We start from the raw sequence: 20,178 nt of genomic DNA on the forward strand, positions 1-20,178 counted from the left end.
TTTCATTAATGACAATTCTCTTATTGACACATGGATTTATACTAACACAATCTATACTTTCATGATATACATACTCCAAGATAAATTGAACAAAATCATTTGGAAAAAAAATTCTCTTAACTGGCAATCTAATTTCATTTATAAAAGTTTCTAAATCTGATTGTCCCGAGTAGCTTTCATCTGTTCCATTGTTTTTATTCCTTATATTCAAACCTTTGTGCATATGTTGTAGCTCATGTACTCTTTCTTCAAATCCTGTTTCGTCAAAATCGATTCTTATATAATTCATGAAACAATATAGTAAAGCTTCATATCTATCTGACTTAGAAGGTCTACCTGCTAATAAATCATCATTAATAGATGGAATGTAGGATAAACTACATTTTACAACACTACCCTGACTATCAAAACAATAATAAAAGCTAATAAATGAATCATCTAACAATTTCAACTGCCAGTTTCCATTGTTTTTTATCTCTCTATACATTTCATCATAATTTTCATAAGTAAATTTACCAGTTTTTTTCCCAATTATATAATTGTGATTTATTAGAGTCTGACGATTAATATTTTCATATTTTTGAAATTCTAAAATATAAGAAGAACTAAGTTTTAGATTGGATAAACACTCTAATTGTTGCCTAATTAATTCTAATTCAGTCATTTTTTGAACCCAATTTTTGTTTTAATAATTGTTCCAGAATCTCAACTGGTAATTCTTGAGCAGCTATAATATTATTTTCTAATTTTTCATCACTATCCCCCATTATCCTAATTGATTCTTTTTGTTGTTCTGTAGGATAAATAAATTCAAGCTTATATTCATGATTTCTAGTTGCCTCAATTTCATCTTTCAAAAAATCAACTGTTTCTCCATATAACCAAACTTTAACTTTAGCTCTAGTCATAGCCGTGAAAATTTCATTTCTATATGTACTGTTTCGATTCGAAGTTTGAATCTTGTTACAGTTAATTAGATATACTAAATTTGCCTCATTGCCTTTTGCTCTAAAAACAGTTGTATAAATAATAGAAGTTTCTGATTTTGTCATTGATGGCGTTTTACCGCTTACAAGTTTTATGTGGATATTTTTATTTAATTTAGTATTATATAATAACGAATCAAATTTTAAGCTAAATTGATTATAATTCCTTGTTAAATTATTTCTATCCATATCAATTAACATTATATCACTTGGTTCTACATCTTCTTCTAGAAGCAAACGAATTATTTCTTCAGCAACTATGTTATTTTGTACACCTATATTAGATACGTGAATTGGTGAGTCTATTTCTATTCCAGTATTATTCTCTTTTATTCTTTCCAATACAATACGATTTCCTGCTGTGAAATCTTGTCCGATATTTTTATATCCCATGTCTAGCAGTGTGATTTCATCTACAAAATTTACCAAAGGAGTTTCTGATAAATCATCAACTCTCCTATATACTCCTAAACCTATCGCATGTGCTGTAGTAAGTATTTCTTTAGGGGCCCTATAACTAATATCCAGATTAATATCTTTACATCTAGAATTTTCTCCAAATATATCACCTTTTGAAGGTATCGAAACTTGTGCTCTTAATGATTGTAGTTCATCATAAGCATAAACTAAGTATCCTGTGCTAAAATCTCTTTTTAGTGTTTCTAACGCCAAGTGGAAAAAGTTAATTCCAAAATCTTGAGCCTCATCAATAAAAATATAATCGTAAGTCCCTTTATAATCTAGCTGTTTCTTTAGTTCTTCATGTAATTTTTTACATACGAACTCGAATGGATCTTCACCATCTGCCTTCCCTATAGCTTCACCATAATTCAAATACTCACTATCAGTTTGCTCACAAATATCAGAATAAAAACCTCTACTTCCTTTACCTCCCCAAGAATGAAAAATTTTAATATTTTCAAAATTTGGTTCGTTGTACCTGTCATAATCTTTGTAAAAATCAGTAAACATTTTTATCATACTACTCCGTAACGAAGTTGTATAGAAAACAAATGCAATCTTTAAATCTGGCTTTTGAAAATGTAAATAAGCCATTTTTTTTAGCATAAGAATTGTTTTCCCACTTCCTGCAAGTCCTCTAATTCTCTGATGAGAATCAATTGTACTATGTACCATATTGAATTGTGTTTCATCATATTTTCCAATAAAGTTATTTCTTTTTTTTATTAGACTACCTAGGGTAGATTCCGAAGTTATTTTTCGCTCATCAATTTTCGTTAAATTAAAGGATTGTTGAATCGCTCGATTAATTTTTAATAAAGTTTCATCAGATAAAATATCATTACCTTCAAATGTCTCAACATTTAATTCTGTAGAAGTATTTAGTAATGTCACATAATCTTTAAAGTTCAAAATGATATCTACTAAGCTAGAATCCTGTGCTAGATAAGAAATAAGACTATTTGAAAATAGTTTTTCTTCATTATCGTTCTCATAAAGGAGAAAGATTCCTGTTTTTAACAATATAATTGCTCTTAAAAATTCTTTTTTACCATTTTCATTTATAATCGGATAACCACAATATATATCTCCATTGGTTCCATTGCTTTCTAAACTGGTAATAATTTTATTAATTGCTGACTGAGTTGTTCCACTCAATCTAACAGTTTCACCAAATTTACTAATCATTTTTTTCCTCTATTCTTTTTTCACCTGTCCATTCATCAGCATTGGCAAGAGCCAATCGCGAAGTTGGATGAGTTCTTGGTTTTGGTTTTCTAGAATCTGTTGTTTTAACATTATGGGTTGTAGTTTGGCATCTAATTTTGAAATAATTTCAATCGGTGGAACTACAATCTTAGCCTGCTTTAAATGGTCCTGAGTAATATGTCCCATAGTTGTTTTTCTCAACTCAGCAATTGCTTTAAATACCTTCAAATAGCTTTTCAATTCAAAGTAGATGAAGGATTTTGGATAAGTATCCGAAGTAACTTTAAAAATATGTTGATTTAAAGCTCCTCTTTCTTTCCCCCAGATTATAACCTCTAATGTTGCAGACCAAGAAAATAATATATCTCCTCTCTCTACAACTGCTTCTGTTGGAATATCTAATCTCGCTTTTTCCGTATCCTTTGAGAAACCATTCATCATTTCTCGAATTTTAATAACTGGAAGGTAATCATCCTCATTTGTGTCTGGTCTATATTTTTGCATAGCAAGACCATTGTAAAAATTTGCTATATTCCACAAAGAATCCACTCCCCACCCCTCTGGAATTTCGCGTTTGAGTTCTGGGTTATAGACCATCTTTCCGCCTGATGATTTGTAGCGTTTGCCATTCTGGTCTGGGAAATCAAACTGCACAAACCAGTAGTCATAGAGGGTCTTAGCCATGGCTTCCAACTCTTGGTTGATTTGGTTGTTGATTTGGATTTTATCATCAATAGCTGAAAGTATGTTTGTAATTTTTCTTTGTTCTTCAAAATTGTGCAATGGAATTTTTAACTCTTTTAATGAAGAAATATTTAAATTACTTACTATAGATCCAGTTTGATTGATTCTTCGTATCTGAACTTGAACATACTCTGACATTAATGTATAAAGTAAATATTTAGGAAGACATTTTGATTTATCAATTTTAAGCAGTACTAATCTCTGTCCTAAGCAACATTGAAATTCTTTGGGAACTATACCAACAACTCCCATCGGTGCTTCACGAGAAATTATTATATCTGATTCTTCAGGAATAGCTCGTTTCACTCTCTCTTTGTAGTCTTCTTCAGATACGAATGAAAGATTGGTACAATCTATTTTGCCATCTTTGAGATTGTAATTCCTAATTACTGGGATTCCTTTATCTTGCCATTTAGGCGTACTATGTGGACAGTCTATTATTCCAGTACATAATTCCTCAAGATTAACAACTTCACTCATACTTCAACCCCTTCATTTGCTCTTCAATCTCCTGCTCCAATGCATGTGATTGCTGGAAGAGGTCTGAGAGTTTGTCTTGAAAGGCGGTCATCTTGGCTTCAAACTCGTCTGCTGTGATATCTACATAGTCAATCTTGATGTCAAAGTATTGACCTGCGCTGAGAGAGTAGTTTTTCTCCTTGATATCCTCATAAGAGACGGTGACTGAAAAGTCCTCGACAGCTTCTTTCTTGATAAAGGTCTCTACGATTTTCTGCTCTTCCTCAGGAGACAGCACGGTCTTTTGGTTCTTGCCTTCCTTGACCTTGGTTCCGAGATTTGAGGCATCGATGAGGACGACATCGCCCTTGTTTTTCTTATCTATAAAGAGGATGGAAACGTTGGTACCTGTCGTCGCAAAAATATTGGATGGCATAGATACAACACCTGCCAGCATTTGATTATCCACCAAGTGTTGACGGATGGTCTTGTCAATCCCTGACTGGGCCGTGATAAAGCCTGTCGGCAAGACAACGGCTGCTTGGCCATCTGGCTTCAAGGAGTAGATGATATGCTGAACAAAGAGCTCATAAATCGCCATCTTGTCCTTAGACTTGGCTGGAACCTTTGGCACACCTGCAAAGAAACGCTCACTGGCTTCCGGCAAACTTTCTACTTGGTCACGCCACTCTGAAAAGTCCAGCTTGAAAGGAGGGTTCGACACGATATAGTCCATCTTTTCAGGATGACGATTCCGCAAAATAGTATTTCCTTCAACGATATTATGGATGGAGTGTTGCAGTCCATTCAGAATCAGATTAAGACGGAGGAGATTAGACGATTTTTGCGAGATATCCTGGCTATAGACTGTAGTTTTTTCCACACCAATACGACTAGCCAGATTCATAAGTAAGGTACCCGAACCTGCTGACGGGTCATAGATACGCACGTTTGACGGCTGGTCATTTCCCACCAAGATATCCGCGATAATCTTAGCTACTGAGTGAGGTGTATAGTATTCAGCATAGGTCCCCCCGCCATCTTTGTTGTAGTCTTTGATCATATACTCAAAGAGGGTAGAGAAAAAGTCGAAACCTTGTGAAAAAATAGCTTCATCAAACTTGACTCGTGCAAGAAGATTGATGATGGATTTGGCAACTTCGTTACGCTTACTGCTATCTGAGATGTTATCGGTAATCAGACGCTCCGTAAAGAGACGAACAGTTGTGTCTCCTTCAGTATGAACCGAGAAGATATCGTTATTGTCAATGGCGATTTGGTTGAGAGTATTTTCTAAAGTTTCGTAAAAAGTCGGCTCATTTTGCTGACGGTGGAGGGTTTCGATCAACTGGTCAGGCTTGAGCCAAGCCGTACTGGTACCGATATCCTCCAAAAGCCAGTCATAGTCTTCCTCACTCATAGCCAGCAGGTTTTCATAGGTGTTGGACTCATCTAGAACCTTGGCTTGATACAAAAACTTGTCGTTTAAAAATTTGTAGAGGAAGGACTGGGTGAGGAGTTTGTACTCACCCGCTTCTCCTCCTAGTCCCGCATGGGTAAAGACGGCTTTCAAATCATCTACCAAGTCTTGGACTTGGACTTTGTATGTTTCGTTCATTAGTGTTGGTATTCCTGTTCGTATTCTTCAAATAGTGACTCGACGATATAGTTAAAATCCTCTCTTGTCAAAGCACTTGCAGATTGGTTGGTTTTCATTTCAATCCGAGCTTCTTCTCGAATCATTTTTTTGAGGAAGTCCTCGTTATCGAGCACTCCTTGGTTCTGACCAATTTTATAGTCTAATCTGACTTTAGAACCCTTAATGACATGGTAAATAGCAGGAAAATCGCTAGCCGTGGTTGAGTTAGTCACGTGCTTGTAGGAACGAGCTGCCATTTCATCTCCGTTAAAGTTCATGGTCAGACGTCTCATACGAGTATGATAATCCTCCACGGACTTAAAAAGCTCCTCATAGTCTTTTTGGGTTTCCTTGATATTCTCCATGGTAAAGCCTTCTTGCCCATGAATGTAATGTTTTTTCATGATACGTTGGAATTCTTCGTAGAGAGAGACCCACTCCGGATCCTTCTCATCGCGTTGGTTCTTAATACCACTTGCAACTCGACGTTTCAAATCTTCCAAGTCATTAGCTGCTAGACGGAGTTCTTCTTCAGCAATCTTGACAAAGTTAAAGCTAGTTTCAGACATGGCAAGATTTAAGAGTGTCCGGCTAGAAAAGTCGTCTGGTTTATCTATTAGAGACAGTGTCAGCATCCGTCTAGAGAGGACATTGAGCAGGGTTGCAATCTGGGCGATGTCAATCTGCTGGAGCAGGTGGTCGTAGCCGAGGAGACGGGCGATATTGTAGTACTGCTTGATAGACTCCAAGGCCTTGCGAAGTTCGATTAACTGCTTCTTATCCTTGATATCATTGATGGCTTGGGAGAAGTACTCTAGATTGTCCGTTGGATAGTCGATGAGGATATGCTCGGTCTTGCTCAACTCTTGAGAAATCTCATCTGCTGAGACAAAGAGTGATCCAAAAACATCCTCGCCATTTTCCCCAGTCAGAGCCGTATCATACTCTTGGTTAAGTTCTTCCAGATAGGCTCGATTGGTCTTATCAAACTCCTTGGAAATATCCGCAAAGTCGATGACATAGCCAAAGAGATAGTCCTTGTAGGGACGATTGACACGAGTTAAAGTCTGCAAAAGATTGTGAGATTTGATCTTGCGCCCTAGGTAGAGGCGCTTGAGACGAGGGGCATCGAAACCTGTCAAGAGCATGGAGTAGACGATGATCAGGTCAATCTTCCCTTCCTTGTAGGCATCTACCTTGTCCTTCTTCTCTTCCTTGTCTCCCTCGTCGTGAAGGATAAGAGCAGAAGTCAACTTGGTTGAGCCAGCTTGACGACGTTCTTCTAATTGCTTTTCAAGCTCACGAGCCTGCTTGGAAGAGTCACAGACAATCATGCCACCGATGGTCTGATCATCAAAGACCAGATTACGAGCACGATTAAAGTCCTCAATGATAAAGTCCAACATGGGCTCCACATAGTGCGAATGGGCAAAGATATCTTCCTTGGAGAGGTCTCCACGTTGGATCTCTTCGTTGATAGATCTGAGATTATCTTTATACGAAGTCTCGATATCCTCTCGCATCAAGCGTAGGGTAAAGCCGTCATCGATAGACTGATTGTAGTAGTATTTGTGGATATAGTCCCCAAAGATATCACGTGTAGTCGCATGACTTTCCTTGGTCTTGCCATCTTTCTTATAGGTGATCAATGGTGTCCCAGTCAAGGCAATCTTAATGGCCTTGGTATCTGCCTGATAGAGATTTGGCAGGTAGGAACCACGTTCATTATAAGAACGGTGAGCTTCATCGATAAAATAGATATTTTGACGATTGAGGTCATAGCCAGAATGGTCTGTCAAATCTGAGTCATCCTTAAATTTCTGGATATTAACTACAGCCACATCATAGCCGTCTTGTTTTTGATTGAGTTCTTGTGGATTGTTAATACGCTTCACCTTGAGGCCTCGTTTGGTAAACTCTTTAAAGGCTTGGTCTGCCAGATCCAAACGATCCACGACAAAGTAAAACTGAGGAACAATTCCCTCTCTTGAGAAATAATTGGTCAGATAGCGGATATTAAAGAAGGCCAAGGCAGTCTTACCTGACCCTTGTGTATGCCAGATAACACCCTTCTTGACTCCTTTTGCAATTGTTTCTTCGATAGCACGTGTCGCAAAATACTGAGGATAGCGCATGACGTGCTTCTGCAGTTGCATCTGCCCATCCTTACCTTGTTCTTCGACATAGACTAAACCAAAGCGAAGCATAAAGAGCAAGCGTTCCTTCTGGTACAAGGAAGATAGAAAGGCATTACAAGGTGTATCAGGGTTCAGGTTTGTTGTAAACTCTGGCTGAGATTTGAGGGCAAAGCGCTTCATATCTTCTAAGACGAAGTCGATTTGGTCCTCGGTTAGAGTATCAAATGAATGAAGGAAGTCTTCTTCTCTTTTTTCCTTGAAGGCATTAAATTTGGTTTTTGAATAGGCATTTGAACCGTAATAAGAACCTTGTTTTTGTTGCCCTTGTCCACTGATATAAGGCAAATTGTCAGAGAGGGCAATCAACTGGGTGATGTTATTGAAGCGACGGAACTTGCGGTTTTCAAAACGGTATCTGGTTCTTTCTTGTTCTGACTGAATCCCTGTCTTTCCATCGCGAATCGCATTGGGCTGTTTTACTTCGATATAAGAAAGAGGTAGACCGTTGATAAAAATAACGATATCTGGGCGGAATTCATCTTGCCCATTTTGGCAAGTAACCTCAAGTGCTAGATGGAAGGTATTTGCTTCAGGATGTTCCCAGTCAATATAGATTGCATCTTCCTGACCTAGCAGACGTTTAAAGAATGAACGCCCCAAGTCATTTTGATCTAGCTCCAACTTGATATTGGCCAGTTCTCTCTCAAAGTCATCCTCTGTCAAGTAGTTGTTAAATTTTAAAAATTGCTTCTTAAAAACAGATACAAGGATGTTGGTATCTGGATCTCTTTCTGCAATTTCCTTCCCATTCCGAGGAAGATAGGTATAGCCCATACGCATGAGATGCAAGGCTGCTGGGATTTGAACCCTGGTTAGTTCAGAAAAATCTTTTTTTCTTTTCATATCATCATCCTATTAAAGCTGTGCTACTCCAATCTTCCAATCTCAAGTTCTGGAATTGCTACTGCCTTCATCCGTCTATCCTTTTCCTGTACATAATCTCCTATTATTATAGCATGTTTGGGAAAGAAATTAACGCTTTCAAAGCATTTTGTTGGGATTTAGCGCAAAAAAACGAACCTGATCTGGTTCGTTTTTCTTAATCTAAATGAATCCCTTTTTCTGCTAGATTGTCTAGGCATTCTTGGAGGTAAGTAGCCTGGTGCTCGGGATAGATCGGGGTGCTCAAGGCTTCTTCTTCCAGCTCTGGATAAGCTGGGCAGGTCTTACCTCGGTAGGTCGGCTCCCACCACTCTGGGCTAACCTTGTAGCCACGAGCGGTCATCTCCTCCATGATCAGGCGGTGATAGGCATAGAGGCGATAGGGCGAGTAGTCAAAGACATAGTTGACCGTCGCATGCTTCTTGCCCCAGCCATTTCCTCGAAGGGCGCAGCATTCCCGGTGTTGGCCCAGGAGCTGGGGACGAGGGAGTTTGGTAATCAAGTCTTGGTGCCACAGTCTCATCTATTGACCTCCTAATAGCGTCGAGTCTTGCAAGTAGTGATTGGGGTAGCGCTCTAGGAGTACTTGAATCCCCTTGATGAGATCCTCTTGGCTAGCTTGGCCATGCTGGTATTTCTCAAGTAGCAGCATAAAGTCTGCCTTTTCCTCAGGAGTCGCCTGCTTTTTGAAATAGCCCCAGATATGCTGAAAGGCATTGGAGACCTGGCCACGATTTTCCGGCAAGGCTAGCGCTTGATGGATCAGAGCCTCGACATGACTGACCTCCACCTGGTCTTGCTTGAGGTATTCCCGGATCTCCTTGTAAATGTTGCTGGAATGACTCAGCACCAGGTATTTATTTTTCGCCCATAGGACTTGGCAGAGATGTTTTTGATCCACTCGTGTCTCCTTTTGATCTTCTCTATCAATAGTCCTCCCATTATACCATGGAAATGAGTTAAGTCATAAAAAAAGCGGACCTATTCGGCCCGTTTTTTCTTTCCGCTTTATCTATCAAAGGGAGGCTTTTAACTGTTCTATCTGCTCTTCACTTAAGTTGGTGTACTGTTGGACATCTTCCGTGCTAAAACCATTGGCCAAGAGCCCTTGGGCGATACGAAGGGTAGCTTCTTCTCGTCCTTGTTCTAACCCCTGCATTCTTCCTTGTTCTAATGCAATCTTGCCAGCTTCTTCCTTGGTTTCTTTGAGCAAGGTTTCCATACACATATTCCAGTTTTCTCTGAGGCGGATGCGTTCATCTATCATGTCTTTTTCCTCCTTGGTCCAATTGGATGGGATTAAGAGCGACTCTGCTTGTTCGATCACTTGATCTGGTTGATGACTAAAGGGATGATTCCCGAAGAATTCTAGCCACTGTTGCAATGGATCACTCACATGCGTCCCTCTCCTTTCATTATACTTGTCCAATTCTAAAAAGGCAAGTCGCAATAGATTATGACGTTGACTCCCCTTACTATTAGCAAGAAGGGGGCCCCCATGGATGGCATGACGCACTTCATACACATTGACAGGAGAAACCTCATCAGGGAAAATACTCTTCTCCAAGATCGCAATCCCATAGACTGGTACCAGATCCTCGTACATCTGATGTGTCTGGCCTTTCTTCCGTTTCTTTCGGACATTTTCAATCAACTGGTTTGCCAGATAATAATAAAAACGATTGACAAAATACTCCTGCTTCATGACTTGAATCTCAATAATGACTTCTAGGCCCGAATCTAATTTTGCTCGCACATCTACAGAAGTCTCAAATGGGTAATCTCCTAAAAATCCTTGTTCATGAATTTGATTGCCTTCTAAGATTTCTACCGAGCGGATGGGTAAGTCCAGGACCTCTTGGATAAATTTTGCAGTGACATCTGGAATACTAAAAATTTTCTTTGCAATCAGATCCAGAGTGGGTGAAATATGGGGATGACGTTTACGCATTTTTTCCTCCTTTTACATTCTTAATGAGGGAGAACCAACTCCTCCCTTACTTATATCATTCGTAAAAAGATTCTCTCCCACGAAAAAAAGCCTGAGCCAACGCTCAGACTTTTTTGTATTAATCAATTTCAAGGCCACCGGTGTAGAGGCGGTAATAAGTCCCGCGTTCTGCCATCAAGGAAGCGTGGTTGCCTCGCTCGATGATGCGTCCCTTGTCCATGACCATGATCACATCCGAGTTGACGATGGTTGAGAGACGGTGGGCGATGACAAAGACAGTCCGTCCTGCCATCAAGCGATCCATCCCCTCTTGGACCATCTTCTCTGTCCGTGAGTCGATTGAGGAAGTCGCTTCATCCAGGATCAAGACTGGCGCATTGGCCAAGGCTGCACGCGCAATAGCGATCAGCTGACGTTGACCGTTAGAGAGACCAGCTCCATCATCGTTCAAGACGGTATCGTAGCCTTGGTCCAAATGTTTGACGAAGGAATCCACATTGGCAATGCGGGCTGCTTCCAGGATTTCCTCCCGGGTCGCATCTGATCGACCATAGGCGATATTTTCTGCGATAGTTCCAGTGAAGAGGTGGGTATCCTGCAAGACGATCCCTAGCGAACGACGGAGCGAATCTTTCTCAATCAGCTTCACATCGATCCCATCATAGGTGATAGATCCTGATTGGATATCGTAGAAACGATTGATCAAGTTGGTAATGGTGGTCTTCCCTGCTCCTGTCGCGCCGACAAAGGCCACTTTTTGCCCCTTGTCTGCGTAGAGGTTGATATCGTAGAGGATTTGGTTCTTATCATTGTAGGAGAAGTCTACATTTGTAAAGACAACATTTCCGACCAGTTTGACCAGTTCGTAGTCGCCGTTTTCCCGAGGGTGTTTCCAAGCCCAGAGGTTGGTCTTCTTATCAGTGATGACCATGCGACCATCGACCTCTTCATAGTTGACCAAGGTGACTTTCCCTTCATCCACTTCGACTTCTTCATCCAAGAGATCAAAGATCCGATCTCCCCCAGCAAGAGCCATGAGGACAAAGTTCAACTGTTGCGATACTTGGGTGATAGGTCCGTTGAAGGAACGGTTGAGCTGGAGGAAGGCCATGAGTCCCCCAATAGTAAGACCACTGATACCATTCAAGGCAAAGATCCCACCGACCAGTGAGGTCAAGACGAAGGAGACATTTCCCAGGTTCCCCAAGATAGGCATCAAGACATTGGCATAGCGGTTGGCTTGGTAGGAAGATTCAAAGAGTTGGTCATTAATCCGCTCAAAGGCTTCAATACTTTCTTTTTCATGAACGAAGGCCTTGACAACCTTTTGACCAGACATCATCTCTTCGATAAAACCATTTTCAATCCCTAGGTTCTTTTGCTGATCGGCGAAATAGCGACCAGATTTGCCAGAGATATCTTTGATGACATAGGCCATGACTCCGACCATCAAAAGAACGAGAAGGAAAAGGAGAGGGCTGATCATGATCATGCTGACAGCTACCCCGATAATGGTAATGGCAGACTGCAAGAGCTGCGGGATAGACTGCTCGATCGCTTGGCGAAGAGCATCGATGTCATTGGTGTAGATCGACATAATATCCCCGTGTTGGTGGGTATCGAAATACTTGACAGGGAGCTTTTGCATGCGGGCAAAGAGCTGGTTCCGCAGCGAGCGAAGCGTATCCTGAGAGACTGTCGCCATAATGAGGGAAAAACCATAGTTAGCCAAAACTCCCAAGATACCGACTACTGCTAGCGTCATCAAGAAGCTGAGGAGAGGCCCAAAATCCTTGCTTCCACTATCCAACATGGGTTGGATGTATTGGTCCACCAAGGCCCGGATAGAGGAAGTAATATAGACCGTAGAGAGAGAGGCTGTCACAATGAGGACAGCCGCTAAGAGAAGGACGAACTTATATTGTTTCCACATATAGTCTAGCAAGCGTACGAGAGAGCCCCAGCTGGCTTTTTTCTTATTCTTCATCTGCTTGTCCTCCTTTCCCTTGGGTTTGCATGTCATAGACTTCACGGTAGATGGCATTGGTCTCGAGCAGTTCTTGGTGAGTACCGATGGCATCGATCTTCCCATCATTCATGACCACGATCCGGTCTGCATCTTGGATAGAAGAGATCCGTTGGCCAATGATAATCTTGGTCGTGTCCTTGAGACTAGACGCTAGACCTTGACGGATCAGGCTATCCGTCTTGGTATCGACAGCTGAAGTCGAATCATCCAAGATCAAGATTTTTGGATTAATCAAGAGAGCGCGGGCGATACAGAGACGTTGGCGCTGACCACCTGAGACATTGGCTCCACCACGTTCGATCATGGTATCATAGCCATCCTTAAAGTTCTGGATAAATTCATCCGCTTGAGCAATCTTACAAGCTTCCACGATTTCTTCATCCGTCGCGTCCTTATTTCCCCAGCGCATATTTTCCTTGATGGTACCAGAGAAGAGGACATTGGTCTGAAGCACCATGGCAACTTGCTTGCGCAAATGGTCTAGATCATAGTTTCGCACATCCTGACCAGCTACCTTGACACTACCAGACTCTACATCATAGAGACGAGGGATGAGCTGGACCAGACTAGACTTACCAGAACCAGTCCCCCCAAGGATTCCGATGACTTCACCCGAGCGAATGCTAAGGTTGATATCGGACAAGACATGGGCCTTGTCGCCATTTTCGTCTGTGTAGGCGAAGTTCACATGGTCGAAGGTAATAGACCCATCTGCTACTTCTGTCAGACCATTCTCAGGAGAGACGATGGTTGACTCTGTCCCAAGCACTTCATTGATCCGCTCCACAGATGCCATAGAGATCGAGAGCATGACGAAGATCATCATAAACATCATGAGAGACATGAGGATGGTCATAACGTAGGCAAACATAGACGTCAGCTCACCTGTCGTAAAGCTTCCAGCCACGATGAGTTGGGCCCCGATCCAAGAGATCAAGATAAAGGAAGCATACAAGGACAGCATCATGGCTGGACTACTCAAGATCACGATGCGGATAGCCTTCATGAACATGTTGTAGATCAAGCGAGAAGCCTTCTTAAACTTAACCGTCTCTTCTTCTTCCTTGACATAGGACTTGACCACGCGCATATTGGTAATATTTTCCTGGATGCTATTGTTCAAGTTATCATAGGCCTCAAAGACCTTGGTAAAGAGTGGATAGACGATCTTCGTAATCACCCCCAAGACCAGACCCAAGAAAAGGGTAATTCCAATAAAGATCATGGCCATCTGCGGATTGATCAAATAGCTAGCAACAATGGCAAAGATCAAATTGAGCGGTGCACGCACACAGATCCGGATGACCATCTGATAGGAGTTCTGCACATTGGTCACGTCCGTCATCATCCGGGTTACCAGACCACCTGAGGAGAAGCTATCGATGTTTTCGAAGGAGAAGGTTTGGATCTTCTTGAAGATTGCCTTCCGTAGATTTTTAGCAAATCCGGCTGATGCAAAAGCTCCGTAGCGAGCCGACTGCATCCCACAGAAAAGAGAGAGAAAGGCGAAGACCAACATGAGGAGACCATAAGTGAGAACAGTGGTCATATCCCCCTTCTGAACCCCCTTGTCCAGAAGCGTCGCCATGATAAAGGGAATAGAAATCTCAAACATGACCTCAAAGACCATATAGAGTGAGGCTAGAATTGAGGGTTTCTTGTATTCCTTGATTTCAGCAATCAATGACTGAAGCATAAATACCTCCTAAAATACTAGTTAGTAAAGTTTTCTTTAGCAAGATGTCCATTCCCAAAATAAAAGAAAATCATTTGATGAAATCGGCCATCTCTGCATTCGAAAGCTATAGAAACAGAAAGCGCCCTGACAGCGTTACTGTAGGGACGACTTTAGTTATTCATACTATTTAGTATAGAGCAATATGGGAGAAAAATCAAACATTTAGTCATCCTCTCCACTGAATATTCTGATTTAGCAACCTTGAAGGCCAGTTAACTAAAGTTCTATTTAAACCGTATTTCTATTCACTGGTACTGAGAGATACCAAGCTTAAGAAGCGGTCAAAGTAGGTCTTGTTCTTCTTCAAGTTTTTCTTCAGGCTTTGCGCCTCTGCTACTTCATCCGTGATGATCCCATCGACCGGCCGTTGAAGATAGGCCGTTAACTTTTCTTCATCATTGATGGTCCAAACATAGAGCTCTTTTTTCATCTCATGGGCCTGGGTTACCAAATCCTCCTGATAAGAAAAGTCTTCGATCGCAAAGAAGTCGACTGAGGTGTTTTCAAATTGTCCAAACTGAATCGGAATGACATAGCCAGTCTTAATCTCCGGAGCTTTCTTCTCCACCTTTTCCATCACCGACAGATCCAAGGACATGGTTGGATAGTCCTTTTCAACTCCCAACTCCTTCATCTTTTGGACGAAGAGATCTACATAGTTCTCTGGTTCTGAACCGTGAGGCTTGAGCTCGACCAAGAGGGGCATCTTCAGCTCCTTGGCCCGGGTGACAAACTCCTCAAAGGAGGGGATATGACTGGTATGACCATCCTGTTGGATCTTCAATCCCTGCACCTCAGCCAGGGTCATATCTTTGACATCCTTGTCCACTCCAGCCAAGCGTTTGAGATTGTAGTCATGCATGACGACGAATTGATGATCCTTGGTCAAGAGGATATCCATCTCGACATAGGAAGCCTTTTCTTTGGCAGCTGCCTCGAGTGCTTCGAGAGAATTTTCTACACCCTTGGCCACATAGCCACGATGGGCTACGATTTTTACCTGGTCATTGACCTCTAAGGTCGCTAAGTCATATGCGGCCATCCCTGACTGAGCCAAGAGGAAAAGAAAGGTCAGGACAAAGAGCCCCTTCATCTTGCGAGAGCCTCGAGTCTTGATGACCGAACGACTTGGATCTTCCCATCCATTGTCCAGGATGATTCCCAAGGTTCCCAGTTTTGACATGACAGAAAAGAGGAAAATGTAGAGGCGAATTAAGACCAGAAAGATGGTCTGCACCCAGATATGCTGGCCCGTTTTGTCCAGCTGACTAGATGCAAAGACCAGGCCAAGGATCAAGAGAATGCCCGTTACAGAGAGGATAAATTCAAAGGAGAAAATCCGCAGGATAAGGCGGATCCCACCTTTTTTAGTCATCTCCCAACTCTTGCGCATAGCAGCCCCAAAAGGAAGCTCTTCAATCACGATATTGGGTACCGTATAGATGAGACGCAGATTGAGATAGATCAAAAGTAGTTGAACTATGAAGAGGCCGATGGCCCCAGCGGTCGTCTTACTAAACTCCCCCGTGATAAAGTTCGGAATATAGAAACCGTCCGTCAGAGTAGAACCAATGAAGAGACCCGCTACAGGCAGAGTCAGAACCATATAAAAGAGAAAATGCAACAGATTCCAACCTCTAAAATCCTTTAAGCGACCAAAAGACTGGCGAAAGACCTTTTTAAAAGACAGGTGCTGATCCGTACGAGACAGATAGATCAGGGCAATCATGGTCCGCATCTCCAGCATAAAGAGAAAGGCGAAGACGATGGCAAAGAGAATCAAAGCCACTAGACTCAATGGATTGGTCAAGGTCGTGAGGATATTGTTCTTGTCAATGTTGGACTCACCCGATAAGAGGAGGGCCAGTTGAAAGACCCAGCTCAAGGCCGCAGCCCCAATACCAACCACAAACTGCAAAAGAATCCCCACAGAGATAAAGGACCATTTGTTGCGCCAAATCAAGTAAAAGGCCCCCTTCAGGTCCTGCCAGTAACTCCGTTTCATGCTGTCTCTCTTTCATTTCTTTTATTCCCTTAGAATAGCGGAAAAGCCTTTCCCTGTCAATCATTTATTACAAGCAAAAAAGGCTGGGACAAAAGTCCTGGCCTCTCAATTGTCTTTAGATTGTCGAGCAAGACGCAGTGGTTGAGTGGCCTCTACTACGCTGATTTCATCAGCTTTTACAGCCCTACTCAACTATGCGGAGGTGGGACGACGAAATCAAATTCTAACGAATTACCAATTTCTGTCCCACTCTCTTTTCTATTTATTCAGCTAAGAGCACTTCTTTGATGGTTTGTTTTTGGAGTTTTCTATTGGATAGATAAAAGAGGCTTTCATAAACCACAGCAAAACCGATCAAGGTCCAAAAGCACACATTCCCATCAAAGTGATGCTCAATCTTTTCAGGAACCGTATCTTTGATCACACCGATCAAAATTACCATGATACCATATTGATAAGCCGTCCCTAAAACAAATCCAAGAAAAGCCCAAAAACGATAGGGAGCGAGAATATGACCTTGGCATTCACGATCGGTGTAGCCAAAAGCCTTCATAAGAGCCAAGGTTTCCCGACTTTCAGAGACCACAATCCCCAATGACAAAAAGAGAATCGAGAAAGAAAGGATCAAGCCAATCATGATCATCATGGTTTGGATGATATCATCTGTGTAATCCCTGAGGCCAAAGGACAATTGAACCATGGCCGCAAAACACATGGATCCAAAGACTACAAAAAACAGTATAGATTTTCTCCCCCAAATCAGTGATGAGCACAGCTCTTTTAGGAAGGCCTTCTCTTTCTTAGGAGCCCTCTTTCTCCTTTGGGCCTTGATTGGTGTTGGAGATTTTTTCAATAAGCGAAGTGCTGGCGTTTGTAATTGTCTTCTAGCATAGCCAATCGCGAGAACCATAAAGAAGCTCGTTGGCAGGATCACCAAAGCAAGCAAAAGCTGCCAATGAAAATGAATGGTAATTCCTGGCAGGATCCCCTTTTCATTACGAAAGTCATAAAAATGTCCCATCATAAGAAATGAAGCGAGATAGCCAAGAAGCGCTCCAGCTCCAAAACTGAGCCCAAAGGCCCAAAACCGTTTAGCCAACTGGCCATTGCTGTAGCCCAAAGCCTTTAAAATCCCTAATTGTTCCTTGTGGTCATCGACAAATTGTTTGATATAAAAACACATGAGAAGGATCGATGTCAAGGACAAGACGACCCCACTGACCATGGCCACCATCCAAGAAAGCGAAACCTGGGCATCATAATAGGTCTGCATCATGGGATTGGTTTTCGAAATCTCCAACTGCTCGATGTCAAGGTAAAAATTCAAGAAGAGATTGGCCACAAAGACCGCACAAGCCCCAATGATACTGACGACAACTAATTTTCGAATATCTTTTACTGAAAACATGGCTTACCATCCGATCTCATAAGCAGTCTGAGGCTGATCATTGGTCACAGCTTCGGTAATCTTACCACTATTGACACGAATGATGGTTCTGGCCATATCCGCAATATTTTGGTTGTGCGTCACCATAATGAGGGTAAAGCCCAGCTTTTCCTTCAATTTCCAGATATAGTCCAGAATCTTGCGCCCTGTTTCTTCATCGAGGGCTCCCGTTGGCTCATCTAAGAAGAGTATCTCTGGCTTTTTGGCCAAGGCCCGAGCAATAGACACTCTCTGCTGTTCCCCACCCGACAATTCACTCGGATATTTGTCCAGCTTATCTCCAAGGCCCAAATCCTCGATGATCTGTAAAAAATCATGATTGTTTGCCAGATCAGCTCCCATCTTTACATTTTGTCTAACCGTTAGATTAGGCAATAGATAATACTGCTGGAAAATAAAGGCAATCTTCTCCCGTCGAAAGGCCGTCAATTGAGCATCCGTGAGTTGTGATAAATCTTGTCCTTGAATGAGGATATGCCCCTCGTCCACCTTTTCTAAGCCTGATAACACATTTAAGAGAGTTGATTTCCCCGATCCAGAAGGACCGAGGATAACCACATCATCCTGGTCCTGAATCTGCAAACCAATCCCCTTTAAAACCTTGGTTTGGCCGTAACTTTTGTACACATTTTCTAGTTGAATCATTTCTTTCCTACCATTTCTTTGATGAGAGATTGACAAACCTCTGTCAGTAATCCAATCACTTCTTCCATGCTGAACTGGTAAATACCAGAAGCAACCATTGAGGCCATCCCGTGCGAGTAGATAAAGAGATGCTGGTACAAGCGACCAGCCTCCTCAACTGTCAAAGGATAGTCTGCAACGATCGAATCCAGAACCAATTGGTAACTATGATCCTTCATGGGAAGAAAATCTTGAAAGCGACGAATCGGCTCTTTGCTAGGATTTTGGAAAAGCAATTGAAAAAGTTGGGGCTCTTTTGAGGCGAAAAGGATATAAGCAACCCCGACAGATCGGAAAGGCTTTTCATCTTCTAAGGCCTTGCGAATATACTCCACCACGACCATTTCCGCAGCACCAATAACCTCTGCTTGTAACTCGGCCATATTGGCAAATTGCCCAAAAATGACTCTCGGTGTGGCTCCCAGTTGCTCCGCTAATGCTCGAGCAGTTAAACTAGCCATGCCCTCTTCTCTCACCAATTGTAAAGCTGTCCCAATGATAGCCTCTTTACTAAATTTAACCTTGGGTGGCATAAGACTCCTTTCGCGCAACATTCGTTGCGCAACACTTGTTGCCTAAAGAATACCATAAAAAAGAAAGACTTGTCAAGAAAAATCTGAAAACCACAAAAAAAAACCAGTCCACCGATAAGAGTGGAATCTGGTTTACTAACAAGATTCTAAGGCAAATCATTTCCCGCCGCCAAGTAGATTTGGTACCATTCCTTGCGGGTTAGGGTTACTGTTGCTGCTTTCCCTGCTTCAAGGACATGCTGGGGCTTGGTCGTTCCAATGACGGCTTGCATCTTACTAGGATAGCGGAGGACCCAAGAAAGGGCGATAGCTGTCGGAGTGACCTGGTATTTTTTCGCCAAGTCAGTGAGGACATGATTGAGGGCCGCAAACTCTTCCTTACCGACAAAATTCCCCTTGAAATAACCATGCTGGAGGACAGACCAAGCCTGAATTACCGTATCAGTTAAGCGGCAATACTCAAAGACACTGCCATCTCGCACGGCTGCTTTTGGGCCTTCCATATTGACATGAAAACCAGCTTCAAAGCTCGGTGTAAAGGCTGCACTCAACTGCAACTGGTTGATTTTGAGAGGTTGTTTGACAGCCGTCTTAAGCAATTCCATCATCATGGGATTTTGATTGGACACCCCAAAATGACGGACCTTACCCGCTTGCTCCAACTGATCAAAAGCTGCCGCTACTTCTTCAGGCTCCATGAGGGCATCTGGTCGGTGAAGGAGAAGACTATCTAAACGCTCGATCTGCAGACGCTCGAGGATGCCGTCGACGGAGTCCAAAATATAGTCCTTAGAGAAATCAAAATAGGTAAAGCCATCTTTGCGAATCCCGCACTTGGACTGGATCCACATCTGGTCCCGTAGATCCGGACGACGCTTGAGGACCTTACCCAGCAGGACCTCACACTGGCCATCGCCATAGATATCTGCTAAGTCAAAAGTGTTGATCCCAATCGACAAGGCTGCCTCCACCAAGGCCTCCACCTCATTTTCACTCATCTGGCTAATCCGCATCATCCCAAGGACAATCGTGGACAGACGCTCATTTTCAGCAAACTCAATATAGTTCATATCCGCCTCCTTTTCATTCTTCTTTCATTATAATGTAAAGAAGATCAAACAGCAATGATTTCACAAAGTAAAACACCTCCAGTATCCACTGAAGGTGTCTTTTTTAACGATAGCTTAAGGCTTTCTTGACTGTTTTGACCAA

15 protein-coding genes are annotated in these 20,178 nt (G+C 42.2%); all 15 read right to left on the reverse strand.

Going from position 1 to position 20,178, the window contains the following annotated elements; genetic code table 11:
- Nucleotides 1–664 (reverse strand): DUF2290 domain-containing protein (locus ACLOR3_RS07435; protein WP_412037109.1); only part of this gene is annotated, 664 nt, incomplete at its 3' end.
- Nucleotides 657–2,636, reverse strand: coding sequence for a DEAD/DEAH box helicase (locus ACLOR3_RS07440; protein ID WP_411399884.1), 1,980 nt, complete (start codon nucleotides 2,634–2,636; stop codon nucleotides 657–659). The genes ACLOR3_RS07435 and ACLOR3_RS07440, both read right to left, overlap by 8 nt.
- A 9-nt stretch (nucleotides 2,637–2,645) precedes the next feature.
- Complete coding sequence (locus tag ACLOR3_RS07445; RefSeq protein WP_411399885.1) at nucleotides 2,646–3,881, reverse strand: restriction endonuclease subunit S; 1,236 nt, start codon at nucleotides 3,879–3,881, stop codon at nucleotides 2,646–2,648.
- Complete coding sequence (locus tag ACLOR3_RS07450) at nucleotides 3,874–5,478, reverse strand: HsdM family class I SAM-dependent methyltransferase (RefSeq protein ID WP_411399886.1); 1,605 nt, start codon at nucleotides 5,476–5,478, stop codon at nucleotides 3,874–3,876. Before ACLOR3_RS07450 ends, ACLOR3_RS07445 begins: the two co-directional genes overlap by 8 nt.
- Complete coding sequence (locus tag ACLOR3_RS07455; RefSeq protein ID WP_411399887.1) at nucleotides 5,478–8,540, reverse strand: type I restriction endonuclease; 3,063 nt, start codon at nucleotides 8,538–8,540, stop codon at nucleotides 5,478–5,480. Before ACLOR3_RS07455 ends, ACLOR3_RS07450 begins: the two co-directional genes overlap by 1 nt.
- A 196-nt stretch (nucleotides 8,541–8,736) precedes the next feature.
- The gene (locus ACLOR3_RS07460) at nucleotides 8,737–9,102 is read right to left on the reverse strand and encodes a TIGR02328 family protein (protein ID WP_411399888.1); all 366 of its coding nucleotides are present in this window, start codon (nucleotides 9,100–9,102) and stop codon (nucleotides 8,737–8,739) included.
- On the reverse strand, nucleotides 9,103–9,480 hold the full coding sequence (locus ACLOR3_RS07465; protein WP_411399889.1) for a YbgA family protein: 378 nt from the start codon (nucleotides 9,478–9,480) through the stop codon (nucleotides 9,103–9,105).
- A gap of 114 nt (nucleotides 9,481–9,594) precedes the next feature.
- Nucleotides 9,595–10,530: an Rpn family recombination-promoting nuclease/putative transposase gene (locus tag ACLOR3_RS07470; protein ID WP_411399890.1), complete on the reverse strand. Its 936-nt coding sequence runs from the start codon at nucleotides 10,528–10,530 to the stop codon at nucleotides 9,595–9,597.
- 118 nt (nucleotides 10,531–10,648) lie between these two features.
- The gene (locus ACLOR3_RS07475; protein ID WP_411399891.1) at nucleotides 10,649–12,517 is read right to left on the reverse strand and encodes an ABC transporter ATP-binding protein; all 1,869 of its coding nucleotides are present in this window, start codon (nucleotides 12,515–12,517) and stop codon (nucleotides 10,649–10,651) included.
- Nucleotides 12,507–14,255: an ABC transporter ATP-binding protein gene (locus tag ACLOR3_RS07480; RefSeq protein WP_411399892.1), complete on the reverse strand. Its 1,749-nt coding sequence runs from the start codon at nucleotides 14,253–14,255 to the stop codon at nucleotides 12,507–12,509. Before ACLOR3_RS07480 ends, ACLOR3_RS07475 begins: the two co-directional genes overlap by 11 nt.
- A gap of 283 nt (nucleotides 14,256–14,538) precedes the next feature.
- Nucleotides 14,539–16,302 carry a glycerophosphoryl diester phosphodiesterase membrane domain-containing protein gene (locus ACLOR3_RS07485; RefSeq protein ID WP_411399893.1) on the reverse strand — a complete coding sequence of 588 codons (1,764 nt, stop codon included), beginning with the start codon at nucleotides 16,300–16,302 and terminating at the stop codon, nucleotides 14,539–14,541.
- Nucleotides 16,303–16,564: 262 nt separating this feature from the next.
- Nucleotides 16,565–17,710, reverse strand: coding sequence for an FtsX-like permease family protein (locus tag ACLOR3_RS07490; RefSeq protein ID WP_411399894.1), 1,146 nt, complete (start codon nucleotides 17,708–17,710; stop codon nucleotides 16,565–16,567).
- Nucleotides 17,711–17,713: 3 nt separating this feature from the next.
- Complete coding sequence (locus tag ACLOR3_RS07495) at nucleotides 17,714–18,394, reverse strand: ABC transporter ATP-binding protein (protein ID WP_411399895.1); 681 nt, start codon at nucleotides 18,392–18,394, stop codon at nucleotides 17,714–17,716.
- The gene (locus ACLOR3_RS07500) at nucleotides 18,391–18,966 is read right to left on the reverse strand and encodes a TetR/AcrR family transcriptional regulator (RefSeq protein WP_411399896.1); all 576 of its coding nucleotides are present in this window, start codon (nucleotides 18,964–18,966) and stop codon (nucleotides 18,391–18,393) included. The genes ACLOR3_RS07495 and ACLOR3_RS07500 overlap by 4 nt, the downstream gene beginning before the upstream one ends.
- Before the next feature lie 146 nt (nucleotides 18,967–19,112).
- Nucleotides 19,113–20,036, reverse strand: a complete 924-nt coding sequence (locus ACLOR3_RS07505) for an aldo/keto reductase (RefSeq protein ID WP_411399897.1) — start codon at nucleotides 20,034–20,036, stop codon at nucleotides 19,113–19,115.
- Nucleotides 20,037–20,178 lie beyond the last annotated feature (142 nt).

It is taken from the genome of Streptococcus intestinihominis, from assembly GCF_046824975.1.
GTDB lineage: Bacteria > Bacillota > Bacilli > Lactobacillales > Streptococcaceae > Streptococcus.